Origin of the sequence: Marinactinospora thermotolerans DSM 45154 (assembly GCF_900167435.1) — a bacterium.
Classification (GTDB): domain Bacteria; phylum Actinomycetota; class Actinomycetes; order Streptosporangiales; family Streptosporangiaceae; genus Marinactinospora; species Marinactinospora thermotolerans.
Map to the genome: position 1 here is coordinate 186,338 of NZ_FUWS01000007.1, position 16,045 is coordinate 202,382.

The 16,045-nt window shown below is 70.6% G+C and carries 15 protein-coding genes; 9 read left to right on the plus strand and 6 right to left on the minus strand.

What is annotated here, in order from left to right; all coding sequences use genetic code 11:
• The first annotated feature begins 150 nt into the window (after nt 1–150).
• From B5D66_RS14325 to B5D66_RS14335, 3 genes are all read left to right on the plus strand, one after another.
• Nucleotides 151–636, plus strand: a complete 486-nt coding sequence (locus tag B5D66_RS14325) for a C40 family peptidase (RefSeq protein ID WP_078762357.1) — start codon at nt 151–153, stop codon at nt 634–636.
• A 178-nt stretch (nt 637–814) separates the two neighbouring features.
• On the plus strand, nt 815–3,334 hold the full coding sequence (locus tag B5D66_RS14330; protein WP_078762229.1) for an ATP-dependent Clp protease ATP-binding subunit: 2,520 nt from the start codon (nt 815–817) through the stop codon (nt 3,332–3,334).
• A gap of 31 nt (nt 3,335–3,365) precedes the next feature.
• Nucleotides 3,366–3,629: a DUF2795 domain-containing protein gene (locus tag B5D66_RS14335; RefSeq protein WP_078762230.1), complete on the plus strand. Its 264-nt coding sequence runs from the start codon at nt 3,366–3,368 to the stop codon at nt 3,627–3,629.
• Nucleotides 3,630–3,686: 57 nt separating this feature from the next.
• On the opposite strand, the gene hrpA is transcribed toward B5D66_RS14335, so the two are convergent.
• The 3 genes from hrpA to B5D66_RS25495 all read right to left on the minus strand — a co-directional run bounded on the left by hrpA (nt 3,687) and on the right by B5D66_RS25495 (nt 8,619).
• A complete protein-coding gene (gene hrpA, locus B5D66_RS14340) occupies nt 3,687–7,622 on the minus strand; it encodes an ATP-dependent RNA helicase HrpA (RefSeq protein WP_078762231.1) in 3,936 nt (1,311 codons plus the stop codon).
• Nucleotides 7,623–7,762: 140 nt separating this feature from the next.
• Nucleotides 7,763–8,266 (minus strand): ATP-binding protein, encoded by a 504-nt coding sequence (locus B5D66_RS14345; RefSeq protein WP_235000997.1) that lies wholly within the window; start codon nt 8,264–8,266, stop codon nt 7,763–7,765.
• A complete protein-coding gene (locus B5D66_RS25495) occupies nt 8,263–8,619 on the minus strand; it encodes a hypothetical protein (protein WP_159457271.1) in 357 nt (118 codons plus the stop codon). Before B5D66_RS25495 ends, B5D66_RS14345 begins: the two co-directional genes overlap by 4 nt.
• A 161-nt stretch (nt 8,620–8,780) precedes the next feature.
• On the opposite strand from B5D66_RS25495, the gene B5D66_RS14350 reads away from it, so the two are divergent.
• Entirely contained in the window at nt 8,781–9,638 is an 858-nt protein-coding gene (locus tag B5D66_RS14350) for a DUF5753 domain-containing protein (protein WP_078762233.1), read from the plus strand.
• A 22-nt stretch (nt 9,639–9,660) separates the two neighbouring features.
• Entirely contained in the window at nt 9,661–9,858 is a 198-nt protein-coding gene (locus B5D66_RS14355; RefSeq protein ID WP_078762234.1) for a DUF397 domain-containing protein, read from the plus strand.
• A gap of 249 nt (nt 9,859–10,107) precedes the next feature.
• Here the strand turns inward: B5D66_RS14355 and B5D66_RS14360 are convergent, their stop codons facing one another.
• On the minus strand, nt 10,108–11,022 hold the full coding sequence (locus B5D66_RS14360) for a tetratricopeptide repeat protein (RefSeq protein WP_078762235.1): 915 nt from the start codon (nt 11,020–11,022) through the stop codon (nt 10,108–10,110).
• Nucleotides 11,023–11,397: 375 nt separating this feature from the next.
• Between B5D66_RS14360 and B5D66_RS14365 the strand changes: the two genes are divergently transcribed.
• The 3 genes from B5D66_RS14365 (at nt 11,398) to B5D66_RS14375 (ending at nt 13,476) form a co-directional block, all read left to right on the plus strand.
• Nucleotides 11,398–11,718, plus strand: a complete 321-nt coding sequence (locus B5D66_RS14365) for a hypothetical protein (RefSeq protein WP_078762236.1) — start codon at nt 11,398–11,400, stop codon at nt 11,716–11,718.
• 372 nt (nt 11,719–12,090) lie between these two features.
• A complete protein-coding gene (locus B5D66_RS25755; RefSeq protein ID WP_235000999.1) occupies nt 12,091–12,456 on the plus strand; it encodes a DUF3140 domain-containing protein in 366 nt (121 codons plus the stop codon).
• Between the two features lie 60 nt (nt 12,457–12,516).
• Nucleotides 12,517–13,476 carry an MSMEG_6728 family protein gene (locus tag B5D66_RS14375; RefSeq protein WP_078762238.1) on the plus strand — a complete coding sequence of 320 codons (960 nt, stop codon included), beginning with the start codon at nt 12,517–12,519 and terminating at the stop codon, nt 13,474–13,476.
• A 42-nt stretch (nt 13,477–13,518) separates the two neighbouring features.
• Here the strand turns inward: B5D66_RS14375 and B5D66_RS14380 are convergent, their stop codons facing one another.
• Both B5D66_RS14380 and B5D66_RS14385 read right to left on the minus strand, forming a co-directional pair.
• Nucleotides 13,519–14,148 (minus strand): SRPBCC family protein, encoded by a 630-nt coding sequence (locus B5D66_RS14380; RefSeq protein ID WP_078762239.1) that lies wholly within the window; start codon nt 14,146–14,148, stop codon nt 13,519–13,521.
• Complete coding sequence (locus tag B5D66_RS14385; protein ID WP_200813649.1) at nt 14,145–14,516, minus strand: ArsR/SmtB family transcription factor; 372 nt, start codon at nt 14,514–14,516, stop codon at nt 14,145–14,147. Before B5D66_RS14385 ends, B5D66_RS14380 begins: the two co-directional genes overlap by 4 nt.
• Nucleotides 14,517–14,731: 215 nt before the next feature.
• Between B5D66_RS14385 and B5D66_RS14390 the strand changes: the two genes are divergently transcribed.
• Nucleotides 14,732–15,820 (plus strand): serine/threonine-protein kinase, encoded by a 1,089-nt coding sequence (locus B5D66_RS14390; protein ID WP_078762241.1) that lies wholly within the window; start codon nt 14,732–14,734, stop codon nt 15,818–15,820.
• The last annotated feature ends 225 nt before the right edge of the window (nt 15,821–16,045 follow it).

The window sequence follows — 16,045 nt, forward strand, 5'->3', positions numbered from 1 at the left end:
GCCGCGCGTGTGACGGGACCCGGCGTTCGTCTCCGGGCCCTCGCCCCGCTCTTCCAGGGTGGGCGGGCCGGCCCCCACGGGCCTTTCCTCCGCTTCCCGACACCGCTCCGCGCCTTCACGGCGGAGCGTCCCGATTCACGGGAGGAATCCATGCACACCACCACGATCACCACCTCCGTCCGGCGCCGCTGCGCCGGAATCCTCCTGGCCACCGCGCTGACGGCCACCGCGTTCTCGGTGTCCGGCCTGACCGGCGCCGCGCCGGCGCAGGCCGCCTCCACCACGGCGCACGAGGCCGCGCGGCACGCGCAGGAGAAGATCGGTTTCCCCTACGAGTACGGCGGGAGCGGACCGGACTCCTTCGACTGCTCCGGGCTGATCCAGTGGTCCTACCGCCAGGCCGGAGTGGACCTGCCCCGCACCACCTACGACCAGCACGAGGCCGGCACCCCGGTGGACCGGGACGATCTGCGCTACGGCGACCTGCTGTTCTTCTACGAGGGGCCCGGTCACGCCGGGATCTACATCGGCGACGGACGGATGGTGCACGCCCCCGGTTCCGGGGACGAGGTGGAGACGGTGAGCCTGTCGGGCCACTTCGAGGCCAACCTCACCGGCGCCGTCCGCGTGGCCTGACCTCGCCCCCGGCCGGGTGGGCCCTCCTCACACCGGCCGGGGGTTTCAACCCCGCCCGGCGGGGTTAGTCGGGGGCCATGCCCACGGCTTTCCACGGTCTTGGACGGCGGTGGAACCGGGCCGTGGGCGCCTGCCGGGCCGGACGGCCACGCCGAGAGGAGCATGGGGGTATCACCCGATGACGCACGATTTCCCGTCCCACGGCGGTTACGACCCGGGCTCCTTCGAGGAGTTCCTGGCCCGCTTCTTCGGAGCGGGGGGACCGCGGCGGCCGGTGCGGCGCGTCGACATCTCCCAGCTCATGGACGACGAGGCACGGCAGGTGGTGAACGAGGCGTTCGCCCGCGCGGCCCAGTCCGGCCGCTCCGATCTGGACGCCGGGCACATCCTGTGGGCGCTGCTGCGGCACGAGGGCACCCGCGCCCTGGTGTCACGGGCGGGCGGCGACCCCGACCGGTTGGAGCAGGCACTCGGGGACACACCGACCGATCAGCCCGTCCCCCAGAGTCCACCGACGTTGACCCCGGCGGCGAAGCGGACCCTGCTGGACGCCCACCAGATCGCCCGCGCGCTCGGACACTCCTACATCAGCCCACCGCACCTGCTGTTCGCGCTCGCCGTGAACGACGAGAGTCCCATCGGCCGACTGCTCGCCGAATCCGGCGTCACCCCGAACACCCTCCAGGCCGCCGCCGGCGGGGAACGGCCGCCGGGGCAGGGCGGCACGGCCAAGAGTTCAACGCCCAACCTGGACGAGCACGGCACCGACCTGACCGCGTTGGCCCGCGAGGGCCGGCTGGACCCGGTGGTGGGCCGCGACGAGGAGATCGAACAGGCCATCGAGGTCCTGGCGCGGCGCCGCAAGAACAACCCGGTGCTGATCGGCGACCCGGGCGTCGGCAAGACCGCGATCGCCGAGGGGATCGCCCGCCGCATCACCGACGACGATGTCCCCGAGACGCTGCGCGGACGGCGGCTGGTCCAGCTCGACCTGGCCGGCGTCGTCGCCGGCACCCGCTACCGGGGCGACTTCGAGGAGCGGTTGAAGAACCTCGTGGACGAGATCCGGGCGAACGCCGGACAGCTGCTCATCTTCATCGACGAACTCCACACGATCGTCGGGGCCGGCGCGGCCGAGGGATCGATGAGCGCGGGCAACATGCTCAAGCCGGCGCTGGCCCGCGGCGAGCTCCACATCATCGGCGCCACGACCATCGACGAGTACCGCCAGAACATCGAGAAGGACGCCGCGTTGGAACGCCGCTTCCAGCCGATCCTGGTGCCCGAACCGAGCGTCGAGGACACCATCGAGATCCTGCGCGGCCTGCGCGACCGCTACGAGGCCCACCACCAGGTGCGGTTCAGCGACGAGAGCCTGGTCGCCGCCGCCGAGCTGTCCGACCGCTACCTCACCGACCGCTTCCTGCCGGACAAGGCCATCGACCTGATGGACCAGGCCGGCGCGCGGGTGCGGCTGCGCGTCAAGACGCCCAGCACGGACCTGCGCGAGCTGGAACAGCGGCTGCGTCAGTTGGAGGAGCGCAAGGAGCACGCGGTCTTCGAGGAGGACTACGAACAGGCGTCGGCGCTGCGCGACGAGATCAACGAGGTCCGCGAGTCCATCGCGCAGGCCCGCTCGACCGGGACCGGGGGCGTGCCCGAGGTCGGCGTCGTCGACATCGCCGAGGTGGTCTCGCGGCTGACCTCCATCCCCGTCACCCAGCTGACCCAGGAGGAGCGCGAACGGCTGGTCAACCTGGAGGAGCACCTGCACGCGCGGGTGATCGGCCAGGACGAGGCGGTGACGGCCGTCGCCGAGGCGATCCGCCGCTCGCGCGCCGGCCTGGCCGACCCCGACCGCCCCATCGGCAGCTTCCTGTTCCTCGGCCCCACCGGGGTGGGCAAGACCGAGCTGGCGCGTGCGCTGGCCGAGGCCCTGTTCGGCTCTGAGGAGCGCATGATCCGCTTCGACATGAGCGAGTTCCAGGAACGCCACACCGCCAGCCGGCTGATCGGGGCGCCGCCCGGCTACGTCGGCTACGAGGAGGCCGGGCAGCTCACCGAGGCGGTGCGGCGCAGTCCGTACGCGGTCGTCCTGCTGGACGAGATCGAGAAGGCCCACCCCGACGTGTTCAACCTGCTGTTGCAGCTGCTCGACGACGGCCGGCTCACCGACGGCCAGGGGCGGACGGTCGACTTCCGCAACGTCGTCGTCATCATGACGAGCAACCTCGGCTCGGAGCTGATCACCAGCAGCGGCCCGATCGGTTTCACCGCCGGCGACGGCACCAGCGGCTCCCAGCTGGAGGATCGGGTGATGAAGCGGCTGCGCGAGGAGTTCCGGCCGGAGTTCGTCAACCGCATCGACGAGATCATCGTGTTCTCGCAGCTGGCCGAGGAGCAGATCGCCCAGATCACCCGGCTGATGCTGGCCGACACCGAGCGGCGGCTGCGCGCCCAGGACATCGACGTGGAGTTCACCGACGGCGCGGTCCGCTGGATCGCCGAGCACGGTTACCAGCCGGACTTCGGCGCCCGGCCGCTGGCCCGCACCATCCAGCGCAACGTCGACAACCGGCTGTCGCGGTTGCTGCTCAACGGGGACATCGACGCCGGCGACCGCGTGATCGTCGGCGTGGACGACGACGGGCTCTCCTTCCGGACGGAGTCCACGCCGGTCGTCCCGTCCCCGTCGTGAGTTCGCCGATCCGCCTGATCGAGGAGGCACCATGACCCACCTGCGTGACACCAAGGCCGTGGAGCGGGCCCTGTCGGACCTGGACTATCCGGCGGGCAAGGACGAGGTGGTCCGCCACGCCGAACAGGGTGACGCCCCGCAGGAGGTGCTGCGCGCGCTGCGCGCCCTGCCCCTGGGGGAGTACGCCAACACCGCCGAGGTGCTGCGTTCGCTGCCTCTGGACCCCGACCGCGACACCGGGTCGACACCGGTGAACCCGATCGAGGAGGAACTCGGCGAGAACCGGGGAAGCTGACCCGCGCCGCCGTGCCCTCGTGGGGCCGTCCCGTCGAACGGGGCGGCCCCACCGACGTCACGCCAGTTTCGCCAGCGCCTTGAGGATGCGCTTGTCGGAGACGGGGTAGGCGGTGCCGATCTCCTGCGCGAACAGGCTCACCCGCAGCTCCTCCAGCATCCAGCGGAGCTCGCGCACATCCTCATCAGCGGCGCGCCCGGGCGGCAGCGCGGCGATCGCGTCCTCGCAGGCGCGGCGCATCTGCTCGACCTTGGCCATGTTGACCTGGTCGCGGCGCGGGTTCTCGGGCAGCTTGGTGACACGGTGGCGCAGCGCCCGCAGGTAGCGCACGAGGTCGGGCAGGCGCCGCCACCCGGTCTCGGTCACGAACCCCGGGTGGACCAGGCCCGCCAGCTGCTTTTGCGCGTCGGCCAGCGACGGCAGCACCGCCATGCTGGTGGTGCCCTTGAGGTCGCGGCCGGCCTGGTGCCACAGCGTCAGGACCTTCTCGACCCGGCCGACGACGTCGGTGAGGGTGTCGGCCAGTTCGGCCCGCACGTGGTCGCGTAGCCGGGCGAACCCGTCGGCGTCCCACACCGGTCCGCCGGCGTCGGCCATGAGCTTGTCCACGGCGCAGGCCGTGCAGTCCTCGAACAGCGCGGCCACCCCGCCGTGCGGGTTGCGGCTGAGCGCGAGCTTGGCCTGGTTGGACAGCCCGCGCTGGACCACGGCCACCGGTGAGGGGATCTGGAGCAGGAGCAGGCGCCGGGTCCCCGCCCACATGGCCTGCCGCTGCTCGGCCTCGCTGTCGAAGATGCGCACGGCGACGCTGGCGCCCTCGTCGACCAGGGCGGGATAGCCGCGGACGGCGTGCCCGGCGGTCTTGCGTTCGAAGGTGCGCTGCAACGGGCCGAAGTCCCAGTCGGTGAGCCCCTTCTTCTCGATGCCGCGGGCCTCGGCCGAGATCGCCTTCTGCAACTTCGGCTTGAGCCGGCGTTTGAGGCCGTCGAGGTCCTTGTCCTCGGCGAGGGCGCGCCCGCGGTCGTCGACCGCGCGGAAGGTGACGCGCAGGTGGTCGGGGACCCGTTCGAGGTTCCAGGCGTCCTCGGGGATGCGCAGCCCCTTCATCTCGCCGAGCTCGCGCGCCAGCGCCCGGGTCAGCGGCTCGGCGTGGGGCGAGAGCCGGGCCAGCACGGCCCGCGCGGTGTCGGGGACGGGGACGAAGGAGGTCCGCAGCTGTTTGGGCAGGGACCGGATCAGCGCGGTCACCAGTTCCTCGCGCAGGCCCGGGATCTGCCAGTCGAAGCCCTCGGGCCCCACCTGGTTGAGGACCTTCAGCGGGATGTGCACGGTGACGCCGTCGGCCTCGGTTCCCGGCTCGAACTGGTAGGACAGCGGGAATACCAGCTCGCCCTGCCGCCAGGTGTCGGGATAGTCGGCCTCCCTCACCTCGTCGGCCCGTTCGTTGATCAACATCGACTTCTCGAAGTTGAGCAGCTCGGGGTCGGAGCGGCGGGCCTGCTTCCACCAGGTGTCGAAGTGGCGCGCGGAGACGACCTCGGCGCCCACCCGCTCGTCGTAGAAGGCGAACAGGGTCTCGTCGTCGACGAGGATGTCGCGCCGGCGGGCGCGGTGCTCGAGGTCCTCGACCTCTTCGAGCAGGCGCCGGTTGGCGTGGAAGAACTTGTGGTGGGTCTGCCAGTCGCCCTCGACCAGGGCGTGGCGGATGAACAGCTCCCGCGATACCTCGGGGTCGATACGCCCGTAGTTGACCTTGCGCTGCGCCACGATGGGCACGCCATAGAGGGTGACCCGTTCGTAGGCCATGACCGCGCCCTGGTTCTTCTCCCAGTGCGGCTCGCTGTAGGTGCGCTTGACCAGGTGCCCGGCCAGCGACTCGACCCACTCCGGTTCGATGCGGGCGTTGACCCGACCCCACAGGCGCGAGGTCTCGACCAGCTCCGCCGACATGACGAACCTCGGCTGCCGTTTGAACAGCGACGAGCCCGGGAAGATCGCGAACTTCGCGCCGCGCGCCCCCAGGTACTCGTTCTTTTCCGGATCCTTCAGCCCGATGTGGGAGAGCAGACCGGCCAGCAGCGCGGCGTGGACCCGCTGGGGGTCGGCGTCGGCGCCGTTGACGGTCACCCCGATCGTGCGGGCCACCTGCTTGAGCTGGCCGTAGATGTCCTGCCACTCGCGGACGCGCAGGTAGTTGAGGAACTCCGCCTTGCACAGCTTGCGGAACTGGTTACCCGACAGCTCCCGCTGCTGTTCCTGGAGGTACTTCCACAGGTTGAGGTAGGCGAGGAAGTCGGACTCCTTCTCCGAGAAGCGGGCGTGCTTCTCGGCGGCGGCCTGCTGCTTGTCGACCGGGCGTTCGCGCGGGTCCTGGATGGACAGCGCCGCCGTGATGATCATGACCTCGCGGACGCAACCGTTGTCCTCGGCGGCCAGCACCATGCGCCCCAGGCGGGGGTCGACGGGGAGCTGGGCGAGCTTGCGGCCGAGCGGGGTGAGGCGCTTCTCCGGATCGCTCCCCTCGGTGTCGATCGCGCCCAGCTCCTGGAGGAGCTGCACGCCGTCCTTGATCTGGCGGCGGTCCGGCCCCTCGACGAAGGGGAAGGCCGCGATGTCGCCGAGGCCCAGCGACGCCATCTGGAGGATGACCGAGGCGAGGTTGGTGCGCAGGATCTCCGGGTCGGTGAACTCCGGGCGGGAGAGGAAGTCCTCTTCGGAGTACAGCCGGATGCACACGCCCTCGGAGACACGACCGCAACGGCCCTTGCGCTGGTTGGCCGACGCCTGCGAGATCGGCTCGATCGGCAGGCGCTGCACCTTGGTGCGGTGGCTGTAGCGGGAGATGCGGGCGGTGCCCGGGTCGATCACGTACTTGATGCCGGGGACGGTCAGCGACGTCTCGGCGACGTTGGTGGCCAGCACGATCCGGCGGCCCCGGTGCGGCTGGAACACCCGGTGCTGTTCGGCCGAGGACAGCCGGGCGTACAACGGCAGGATCTCGGGGACCTCGCGCCTGTTGCGCAGGTGCTTGTCCAGCGCCTCGGCGGTGTCGCGGATCTCGCGCTCGCCGCTGAGGAACACCAGGATGTCGCCCGGCCCCTCGGCGCACAGCTCGTCCACGGCGTCGCAGATGCCCTGGATCTGGTCGCGGTCGGAGTCGGTGGTGACCCTGTCGTCCTCGTCGAGCACCGCGTCGCCGGCGAGCGGCCGGTAGCGCACCTCCACCGGGTAGGTGCGGCCCGACACCTCGACGATCGGCGCGTCGCCGAAGTGCCGGGAGAAGCGCTCGGGGTCGATCGTCGCCGAGGTGATGACGACCTTCAGGTCGGGGCGGCGCGGCAGGAGCTGCTTGAGGTAGCCGAGGAGGAAGTCGATGTTGAGGCTGCGTTCGTGCGCCTCGTCGATGATGATCGTGTCGTAGCGGCGCAGCAGACGGTCCTGCTGGATCTCGGCCAGCAGGATGCCGTCGGTCATGATCTTGACGAGCGTGTCGTCGCTCGACTGGTCGGTGAAGCGGACCTTGTAGCCGACGGTCTCGCCGAGGGAGGTGCCGAGCTCCTCTGCGATGCGTTCGGCGACGGTGCGCGCCGCGATCCGCCGCGGCTGGGTGTGGCCGATCGTCCCGTACACGCCGCGTCCCAGCTCCATGCAGATCTTGGGGAGCTGGGTGGTCTTTCCCGAACCGGTCTCACCGGCGACGATGACGACCTGGTGGTCGCGGATCGCCTCGGCGATCTCGTCCTTCTTCTGGCTGACCGGGAGGGCCGCGGGGTAGGTGATCGCGGGCACGGACGAACGCCGCCGTTCCAGTCGCTGGACGGCGGCGTCGATCTCGGCGCCGATGGTGTCGAGGACGGCGGCGCGCTTCTTGTCGTCACGGATCTTGTGCGCGCCGTCGATACGGCGACGGAACCGATGCCGGTCGGCGGGCATCAGCTCGGCCAGACGCTCCCGGAGCTGGGTGGAGGCGGGTGTCACAGGCGGCGTTCTCATACAGTCGCAAGGATAGGCGGGGGTGCAACGGGTTTTCCTCGCTGCCCAGAAGGGCAACGGTACGGCCATCCCCGTTGTTCCCGCACTTTGGGAGTGTCACGCCGGTCCGGTCCGTGAGGCCCGCGAGCACGGTCACGGCGTCATCGCGGCTCCCCGCAGGCCGACGTCCGCCCGCCACCGAGGAACAGCGCCCAGGTGGCCATCGGCGCGTCGCCTCGGGAAGGCCCTGTGACGCCGGTGCCGCCCGGATCCCCGGGAGAACCATCGGCGGGGTGCCGGCCCCAGGCCGTACTCAACGCCTCGGCCAGGTACAGCCCCCGCCCTCCCGTCCGGCCCGGCGAGGGCAGTTGCGCGCGGACCGGCCCGGTCCCTGCCCCCTGGTCGGCGACCTCCAGGTAAACGACCCCCCGCCCCAGGCCGGCCAGGACGACGGTGACCTCTCCCCCGACGTCGCCGGAGGCGGTGTGGCGGATCGCGTTGCCGAAGAACTCGCTGGTGACCAGCTCCACGGCGTCGGCGACCGTCCCGAACGGGCGCACCAGGCCGCGAATCCACAGCCGCGCCTCGCGGCACTGTTCGGGTCTGCCCGGGAAGATCCGCGTCTCGGCGAGCAGGCATAGACCGCCCGAGCGGCCGGCGCTCACGCGGCGGCCCGCGCCAGGCACCGTGGACGAGACCGCACCGCCCGGGCGATTCCGGCGGGGGTCTCGCCGCGCGCGGTCGGAGCGAGCGACGCGGTGACCCGCCATGGCTCGTCCACAGGCGCGTACCCACCGCCGTCCCACAGGAACCACCAGTCGCCGCCGTACTCGGCGACCACGACGGCGACGCGCCTCCCCTGCCGGGTGGTGTAGAGCACCGGATGGTCGGAATCGGCCAGGGCGACCACCACCGGGCGACCGAGTCGCAGCAACAGCCCGCGCAACCGGGTGAGGTGTGAGCGTCGACAGTCTCCGTTCGCACTGTTGTAGCTACTTAGAGTAGCGAAGATAGGCATGATGAATCCCCCTCCTTCGACGAAGCCCCACAGGGACGATCCCCCTCTGGGACACTTCACATGTTGGATGAGTCTCATTCCATTGGCAATCTTCCATTGGAATTTCCCCAGATACATTGAGCTGTCCTTCTAGACACGGACACCGACATAGGGAGAAGAGGATGGTCGCCAAGAACACCACTGTTCGAGGTCGGCGCTTGCGTGGTGAACTACGCCGCCTACGGGAGGAGCGCGGGTTGAGCATCGAGCGGGTGGTGGCCCTCTCGGGCAACGCCTGGGTGGGCAGCACGGTCTCACGCTGGGAGCTCGGCGAACGGCTGCCCCGGCCGGCCGATCTCCGCCTGCTTCTCGATGTCTACGAGGTCGAGGGGGAGCAACGCGACGTGCTGCTCTCCCTCGCGCGTGAAGCCCGGCAACGCGGCTGGTGGCACGTGCACGGTGACGCGGTACCGGACTGGTTCCAAGGATTCGTCGGCCTGGAGTCCGAAGCGTCGAGCATCTGCTCCTATGAATCGGAGTTTGTCCCCGGCCTCTTGCAGACCGCCGACTACTCTCGGGCGATCCATCACGGAGCGGTGCGCTCCCACAGCGATGAGGAGATCGAGCGTCGAGTGGCCGTACGCATGAAACGACAGGAACTGCTGCAACGCCCCGACAGTCCGCAACTCTGGTTCATCCTGAACGAGGCCGTCATACGACGCCTCGTCGGAGGCCCGGAGGTGATGCGCAGGCAACTGGAGCATCTGATCGAAGTGATCGAGCCGCCTCGGGTGACCGTGCAGATCCTGCCCTATGACCTCGGCGCGCATCCCGGCATGGACGGAGCCTTCACCATCCTGGGCTTCCCCGCCGCTACAGACACCGACATCGTCTACCTCGAAATGCAGACGAGCAGCCTCTACATCGAAGAACCCGAGGAGGTGGAACGCTACAACGTGGTGTTCAACCACCTCAGGGCCACCGCGTTGGGCACCGACCGTACGATCGGCATGCTCCATGGGATCATCGATGAGAGCTGACAATTCTTCGAGGAGGTGCGGGATGGACCCGCTCGCCCTGTCCGCTCCCTGGCGTAAGAGCAGCTACAGCAACGGCAACGGAGGCAACTGCGTGGAGGTGGCCGACCTCCACGACGCCACCGCCGTCCGCGACTCCAAGCACCCCGACGGTGGACACCTCGTCTTCACCGCCACCGAGTGGTCGGCCTTCCTCACCACCCTCAAACACGGCGGCCTCTGACCTTCGGCGCAACGGCCCGTTCCCGCTGACATCGGGTGTCCAGGCACCCGGCCGTGCCTCTCTCGTCCCCCTCCCGGCCCCGTGGGCGTGGCGGGACACGGGCCTGCTCGCCCTGGAGCCGCCCAGGTCTTGTCCGGGCGGGACCGCGGGCGCGCCGGCCCGACAGGGGCGGTGGCCGCCGTGGTGGACCTTCCCCGGCCCCAAGCGGGTGAAATCGACGCGGGCAGGACATCCGGGGACTCCCCTCCGTCACACCACCTGTAAGAGCTGGTCGCGGAGGTTGAGGATGGCGGCGAGGCGACCGCTGGTGTCGGGGTGGGAGCGGCGGGCGTAGGCGGAGATGGCCTCCTCGGCCTCGGTGAGAGCCTGCCGGTAGCGGCGGTGGACCGCCAGGGCCGTGGCGTGGTAAACCAGCGCCTCGGTCAGCCCCTCCTGATAGGAGAGGTTGTCGGGGAAGATCTCGATCAGCCTGCGCCACACCCGTACCGCGTCCTCGGCATAGCTCAGCGCCTCGTCGTAGCGCTGCTGGTTGTGCAGGATCACCGCGAGCTTGGTGAAGGCGACCGCGCAATAGGGCGCCTGGGCCGCCGACAGGGAGCGCAGCACCGACCGGTAGTAGCCGGCGGCCTCGGCCAGCGCCTCGTGGGCGCGGGGAATCCGGCCGGTGTTGACCAGGAGGCGGCCGTGCTGGGTGAGGATACGGGCGTAATCGGAGCCGTAGCGGTCGGGCTGGTCCGCGACCAGGCCCCGGTAGATCTCGACGGACCGCGCGCTGGAGGCGATGGCGTCGGGCACCGATCCCGCGTCCCGCTGGTACTGGCCGAGGCGGCTGAGGGCGTCGGCGTAGAGGGGGGTGAACCTGTCGGGGTCGAGGGTCGCCAGGTCGCGGTAGCCGCGGACGGCGCGGGCCGCCGACTCCATGCCCTCGTGGACCTGGCCGTCACTCGCGAGGAAGCGGGCGCGGTTGTACAACAGGGCCATCTCCTGGGGGAGGAGATCCGGGTGGGCGGGGTCCAGGCGCCTCATCCGCTGGATGAGGTCGAGCGCCTCCCCCGAGGCGTCGGCGGCCTCGGCGAAACGCATGTGGTCGGCGAGGCGGACGCTCTCCTGGAACAGTTCGGAGCACCGCTCGTAGAGGTGGGAGAAGTCTTCTCGCTGGGGCATACGTCATTGTGGCGCGACGGAACGTAAGCGACGAGCCCCAAGAAACGGCCGATATCGGACTTCCCATACGCTTGCCGGAACTCCCCTGGAAGCGCTAGCGAAAAAAGACGCATTAGGCGTCACGACACTCCCGTGTTTCACATTTCTTTGACACGCGCTCCCGAACTTCGCTACTAATTTTTCGTCACACCGCGACACCCCTACAGCGCATTCATCCCGTGCGCTCCCATTCCGGACACATCACCGCCCTCGGTGCTCCCGAATCGGAATTCCACCGGCGCGGAGTGACCCCTATGCGAACAGGCATTCTCCCGATCTCCGACTTTCCCCCGCGGGGCCGCCACCAGGCCACCCTCCGAGGAAGGAAACGATGCCATGCGCTCCAGGCACGCGACGCCGGAACGCCCCGCCGAACTGGACAGACTCCGCCAGCACTTCGGTCCGCTCGGCTGGTGCCTGTGGTACGGCGAGTGGACTCGGTCATTCTGGGCGAGTCACCCACGACTCGATCTCCTCGTCGAGGGGAACACCTTCGAGGAATTCGAGCAGGCCCTCGCCGAAGCCGCCCGCAGGTTGGCCGTTCCCCGCCCGCACAAACCGGCGCACGCCGCGCGGCGCCCCTCGCTTCCGGTGGATCCCCTCGCGATCGCGGAGGACCTTTCCACCATTTCCGAGCGCGCCCCCCTGCCCATCTGATCCCGTTTTCCCGGACCTTCCCTGTCCTCCCAGGTGTCCGCGTCGGACGATGGGATCCCTTCCTGCGCGACTCGTCCGTGTCCGCCCTTCTTCCGGCACCGTTTTACCGCTTCCTGGGGTAGCGCCCGGTGACGGTGGGTAGCGCCCGGCCATCAGCACCCTGGGAGGAAGGACGCCTCATGTCCGATGACGGGCTCCAGCCGGGCGGCGAGGTGGGCGGGAAGAACCACGGCCGTCAGGCGGACGGTGGACGTCTCGGAAGAGGGCCCGCGGTACCGGGTGCGCAGCGAGGAAGACGGCCGTGAGGCCGCGCACCGGCCCTCCGCGCCGGAGCGGGAGCACGCGTCCCGAGCGGGGCTCTCATCGGCGCGGGTGAGCACACTGGGAAGGGGAGAGCCGACGTTGGCCGAGCAAGACCACAAGAGCCTTCGTGACGAGTTCGACGAGGCCGTCAACATGACGGTGGCGGAGTTGGAGAACTGGCTGAAGTCGGAGGAGTCACAGGAGGTCGGTGACACCAAGGGCCACGAGGAGTCCACCGGCCACCACTCGGGACGCGAGATCGTGCGGATCAAGCGGACGAGGGTCGACGACCTGAACGACGCCGACTACCGGCACATGCGCAAGGTCATCGGTTACGTCCACCGCCACCTCGCGCAGCGCCCGAAAGGGGACGTGCACAACACTCCCTGGCGCTACTCGCTGATGAACTGGGGACACGACCCGTTGAAGAGGTGACCGGATGCCGCCGGGCGACCGGCGGCACCGCCTCCCCGTTTCCGATCCGGACGAGGTCCGATGCAGACGTTCCTGCCCCATGCCGGTTTCGCGGCCTCCGCCCAGGTCCTGGACGATCGCCGTCTGGGCAAACAACGGGTGGAGACGCTACAGATCCTGCGCGCCCTGGTCTGGCCGGAGTACGGGTGGAAACACCACCCCGCCGTGGCGATGTGGCGGGGGTTCGTCCCCGCGCTGGTCGGATACGGGGTGGCGATCTGCCGGGAGTGGCGCGAACGGGGCTACTCCGACGCGGTCCTGCCGGCGCTGCTGGAGTTCACCGGTGGCCGTGTCCCCGAGGAACCCGAGCTGTGCGCGGGCGACCTGATGCCCCCGTGGCTCGGCGCGGAGCCGTTGCACGACTCCCACCGCTCCTCGCTGCTGCGCAAGGACGCCGCCCATTACCTCGCCCACTTCCCGGAGGTTCCCGAGCACCTGCCCTACGTCTGGCCGCAACCGGTGTTCCCGCGTTGGCCGCTGCGTCGCGGCCGTCCCGAACCGTTGAGCCCGCGCGAGGCGCTGGCCCTGCTGGGCCTGGAGGAGGCGCCCACCGGGTATTTGGAGGCGGTGGAGCGGGTGTCCCGGGGAGAGGGCGCCGAGGTCCATCCGACCGCCCCCGGGGACACGACGGCCGGGCTGCTGGCCGGACTGTGCACGCCGGGCGAGACCCTGTGGCTGTTGACCGGGACCCCGCCCGCCGAGGTGACGGTGACCGGGGGAACCGGTTCGGCGGGGGTGATCGGCACCGCGAGCGCGTCGGTGGCCCGCCGGCCCGGACCTGAGGACGTGGCGGCGATGCGCGCCGAGGCGGAGGCGGCGCCGGAGTTCCGCTTCCGCCGCATCCCGCCCGGTGCCGGCGCGGTGCACATCCCCGAGCGGGTGGGACTCGTCGTGGTCGCCGACGCCGAGATCATCCCCCCGCCGGACGGTCCGCCCGTGCTGCGCCTGTCCGGCGAGGGGACGGCCTGGACCGGGGCGTGACCTCGCCGGCCGCGGCCGGCGAGGTCCCCGGGCAGCGCCGGATCACCTCTCGGGCACGTAGAACTCCGTGGTGGCGCGGACCGCCGAGGCGACCACGTCGGCCGGCGTTCCGGCCGCCGCGTAGGCCTCGCCCCAGGCGTCACTGAGGCGGCGCGTGTACTCGCGCGCCTCCTCGCTCTGCTCCCACTCGCCGGGGTCCTCGATCGTCTCCCCGCGCAGGTGCAGGAAGAGCCCCAGCAGGCCCAGGTCCCAGCCGACGCCCGTGGCGCCGGGGCCGTAGCGGTCCCACATCTCCGGCGGGATCACGCCGATGTGCTCCAGTTCGAAGAGGGTCCGCTCGTCCTCCTGCGGGGTCAGACGGACCTCGACCTCGCTGAACCCGGGGTTCTCCCCGAACAGCCAGCTCACCCTCAGCAGGCGCGGGGGTTCGCAACGCAGGATCTCGCCGCCCGCGTTGCCCTCGACCTGGTAGCGCCCGCCGAGACGGAAGTCACCGGTGACCGGCGCGAACCAGCGCCCGATCCGTTCGGGGTCGGTGCAGGCGTCCCACACGTCCTCGACCTCCGCGTCGTAGACCCGGCGCAGCATCACGGTCTTGGCCTGTCCCTCGGGGAGGGCACGCTCACCGACCTCGCGGTGCACCTCGTTGATCCGGTCCACGATGTCGCTCATTGGTTCTCCTCGTGTTTCGGTCGCTCGACGGCATCACCGTCGAGTCGCCGTCTCCGTCTTCCTCGGGCGAGTTCGGTGCCGAGCGCGTCCAGACGTTGCTCCCAGAAGCCGCGGAACCGGTCCAGCCACACGTCCACCTCGCGCAGCGGCGCGGCCTCGACGGCGTACAGCCGCCGGGTCCCCGCGACGCGCACCGAGGCGAACCCGTTCTCCCGTAGCACGCGCAGGTGCTGCGACACCGCGGGTTGGGAGATCCCGAACTCGGCGCTGATGGCCTCGGTCACGGCTCCGGAGGAGCGCTCCCCTTCGGCCAGCAGTTCCAGGATCCGACGGCGCACCGGATCCCCCAGGACATCGAACGCATGCACACCCACACTATTTCACTCTCTGCTTATATAAGTCAAAACTTATTATCTGTTCCACGGGTGGTCTCCTCCCCGGAAACCCGGCGGGCCGGGCGCGTTAGGCTCGAACCGCCCCAGCACCGACCGTCTCGGGACCGCCACGTGACCGTGCACGCGCCACCTCCCCTCTCCCGCCACCAGGAGACCACGCGCCGTCCGGCCCCTCGGGCGGGTGGCGCGTGATCGCGCGCGGCCCCCGACGGCTGGGGCGGCTCCTGCCGGAGGACCCCCGCTCGGTCGGCCCCTATGAGCTGATCGGTCGCATCGGCACCGGTGGAATGGGGACCGTCTACGCCGGCCGGACCGAGGGACTGAGCGGATACCTCGCCGTCAAGGTGGTCCACGACGTCCATGCCGCGTCCCCCGACTTCCGCGCCCGCTTCGCGCGCGAGGCCCGCGCCCTGGCCCGCGTGGACAGTCCCTGTGTCGCGCGCTTCGTCCAGGCCGACGTGGAGGCCCCACGCCCCTGGCTGGCGACGGAGTACGCGCCCGGTCCGACCCTGCGCCACCACGTCGAGCGCCGGGGCGCGCTACGCGGGGGCATGCTGCTGGGGCTGGCCGTCGGGGTCGCCGACGCCCTGCGCTCGATCCACGACGCCGGGGTGGTGCACCGCGACCTCAAACCCGGCAACGTCATCCTCGCCCCGGGCGGCCCCAAGGTGCTGGACTTCGGCATCGCCCACGCCCCAGTGGAGGACGCGACCCGCTGGCTGCGATTGCGCCGGCTACGCCGCAGGACCCGGGAACTGCGCATACCCGACCCGCCCGGCCTGCTCGACCCGCCGGGACCGGGCCCGCGGACCGGCCGTGACGCGGTCGGCACGCCCGGCTGGATCAGTCCCGAGCAGTACCGGGGCGAGGCGGTCACCGCCCGTTCCGACGTGTTCCTGTGGGGCGCCCTCGTGGCCTTCGCCGCGGCCCGGCACGACCCGTTCGGCCACGGCCATCCCCGGGAGCTGGCTCGCCGCGTCCTGACGGAGGAGCCCGATCTGGCGGGCCTGCCGGCGGGGCTGGAGGAGCTGGTCGTCACGGCGATGGCGAAGGACCCGGCCGCGCGGCCGGAGTCGGCCCCCCTGCTCCATCGGACGCTGGCACTGGCCGAACGCCGCGCCCCTTCGCCGACGGACCCCGATGCGGAAGGCGAGCGTCGCAGGGTCCGCGCCCTGCTCGCCCGGGAGTGGACCGGGGTCGCGGCACGGCCGGCCGGACCTCCGCGGCGGGGACCGTCCGACGTGTTCGGCAGGCGCGGGGTCGAGCGGCGGGTGTGACCCGCCCCCTCGTCTGCCCCGATGAAGCGGGGAACCACGTTCCACCACGAGACGTCGGAGTACGTGGAGGGGTCGCCGCGGGCGCCTTGTCGCGGCCCCTCCACCGACGTGCCACTCCGGCACCGAGGCTTCACCCCGGCGACACCGTGATTTCGCGTCCCGCGCCATCACCCAGGGCACAATCCGGAAAAGACCAGATTTCCACATTTCTTTGCTTTCCTCATC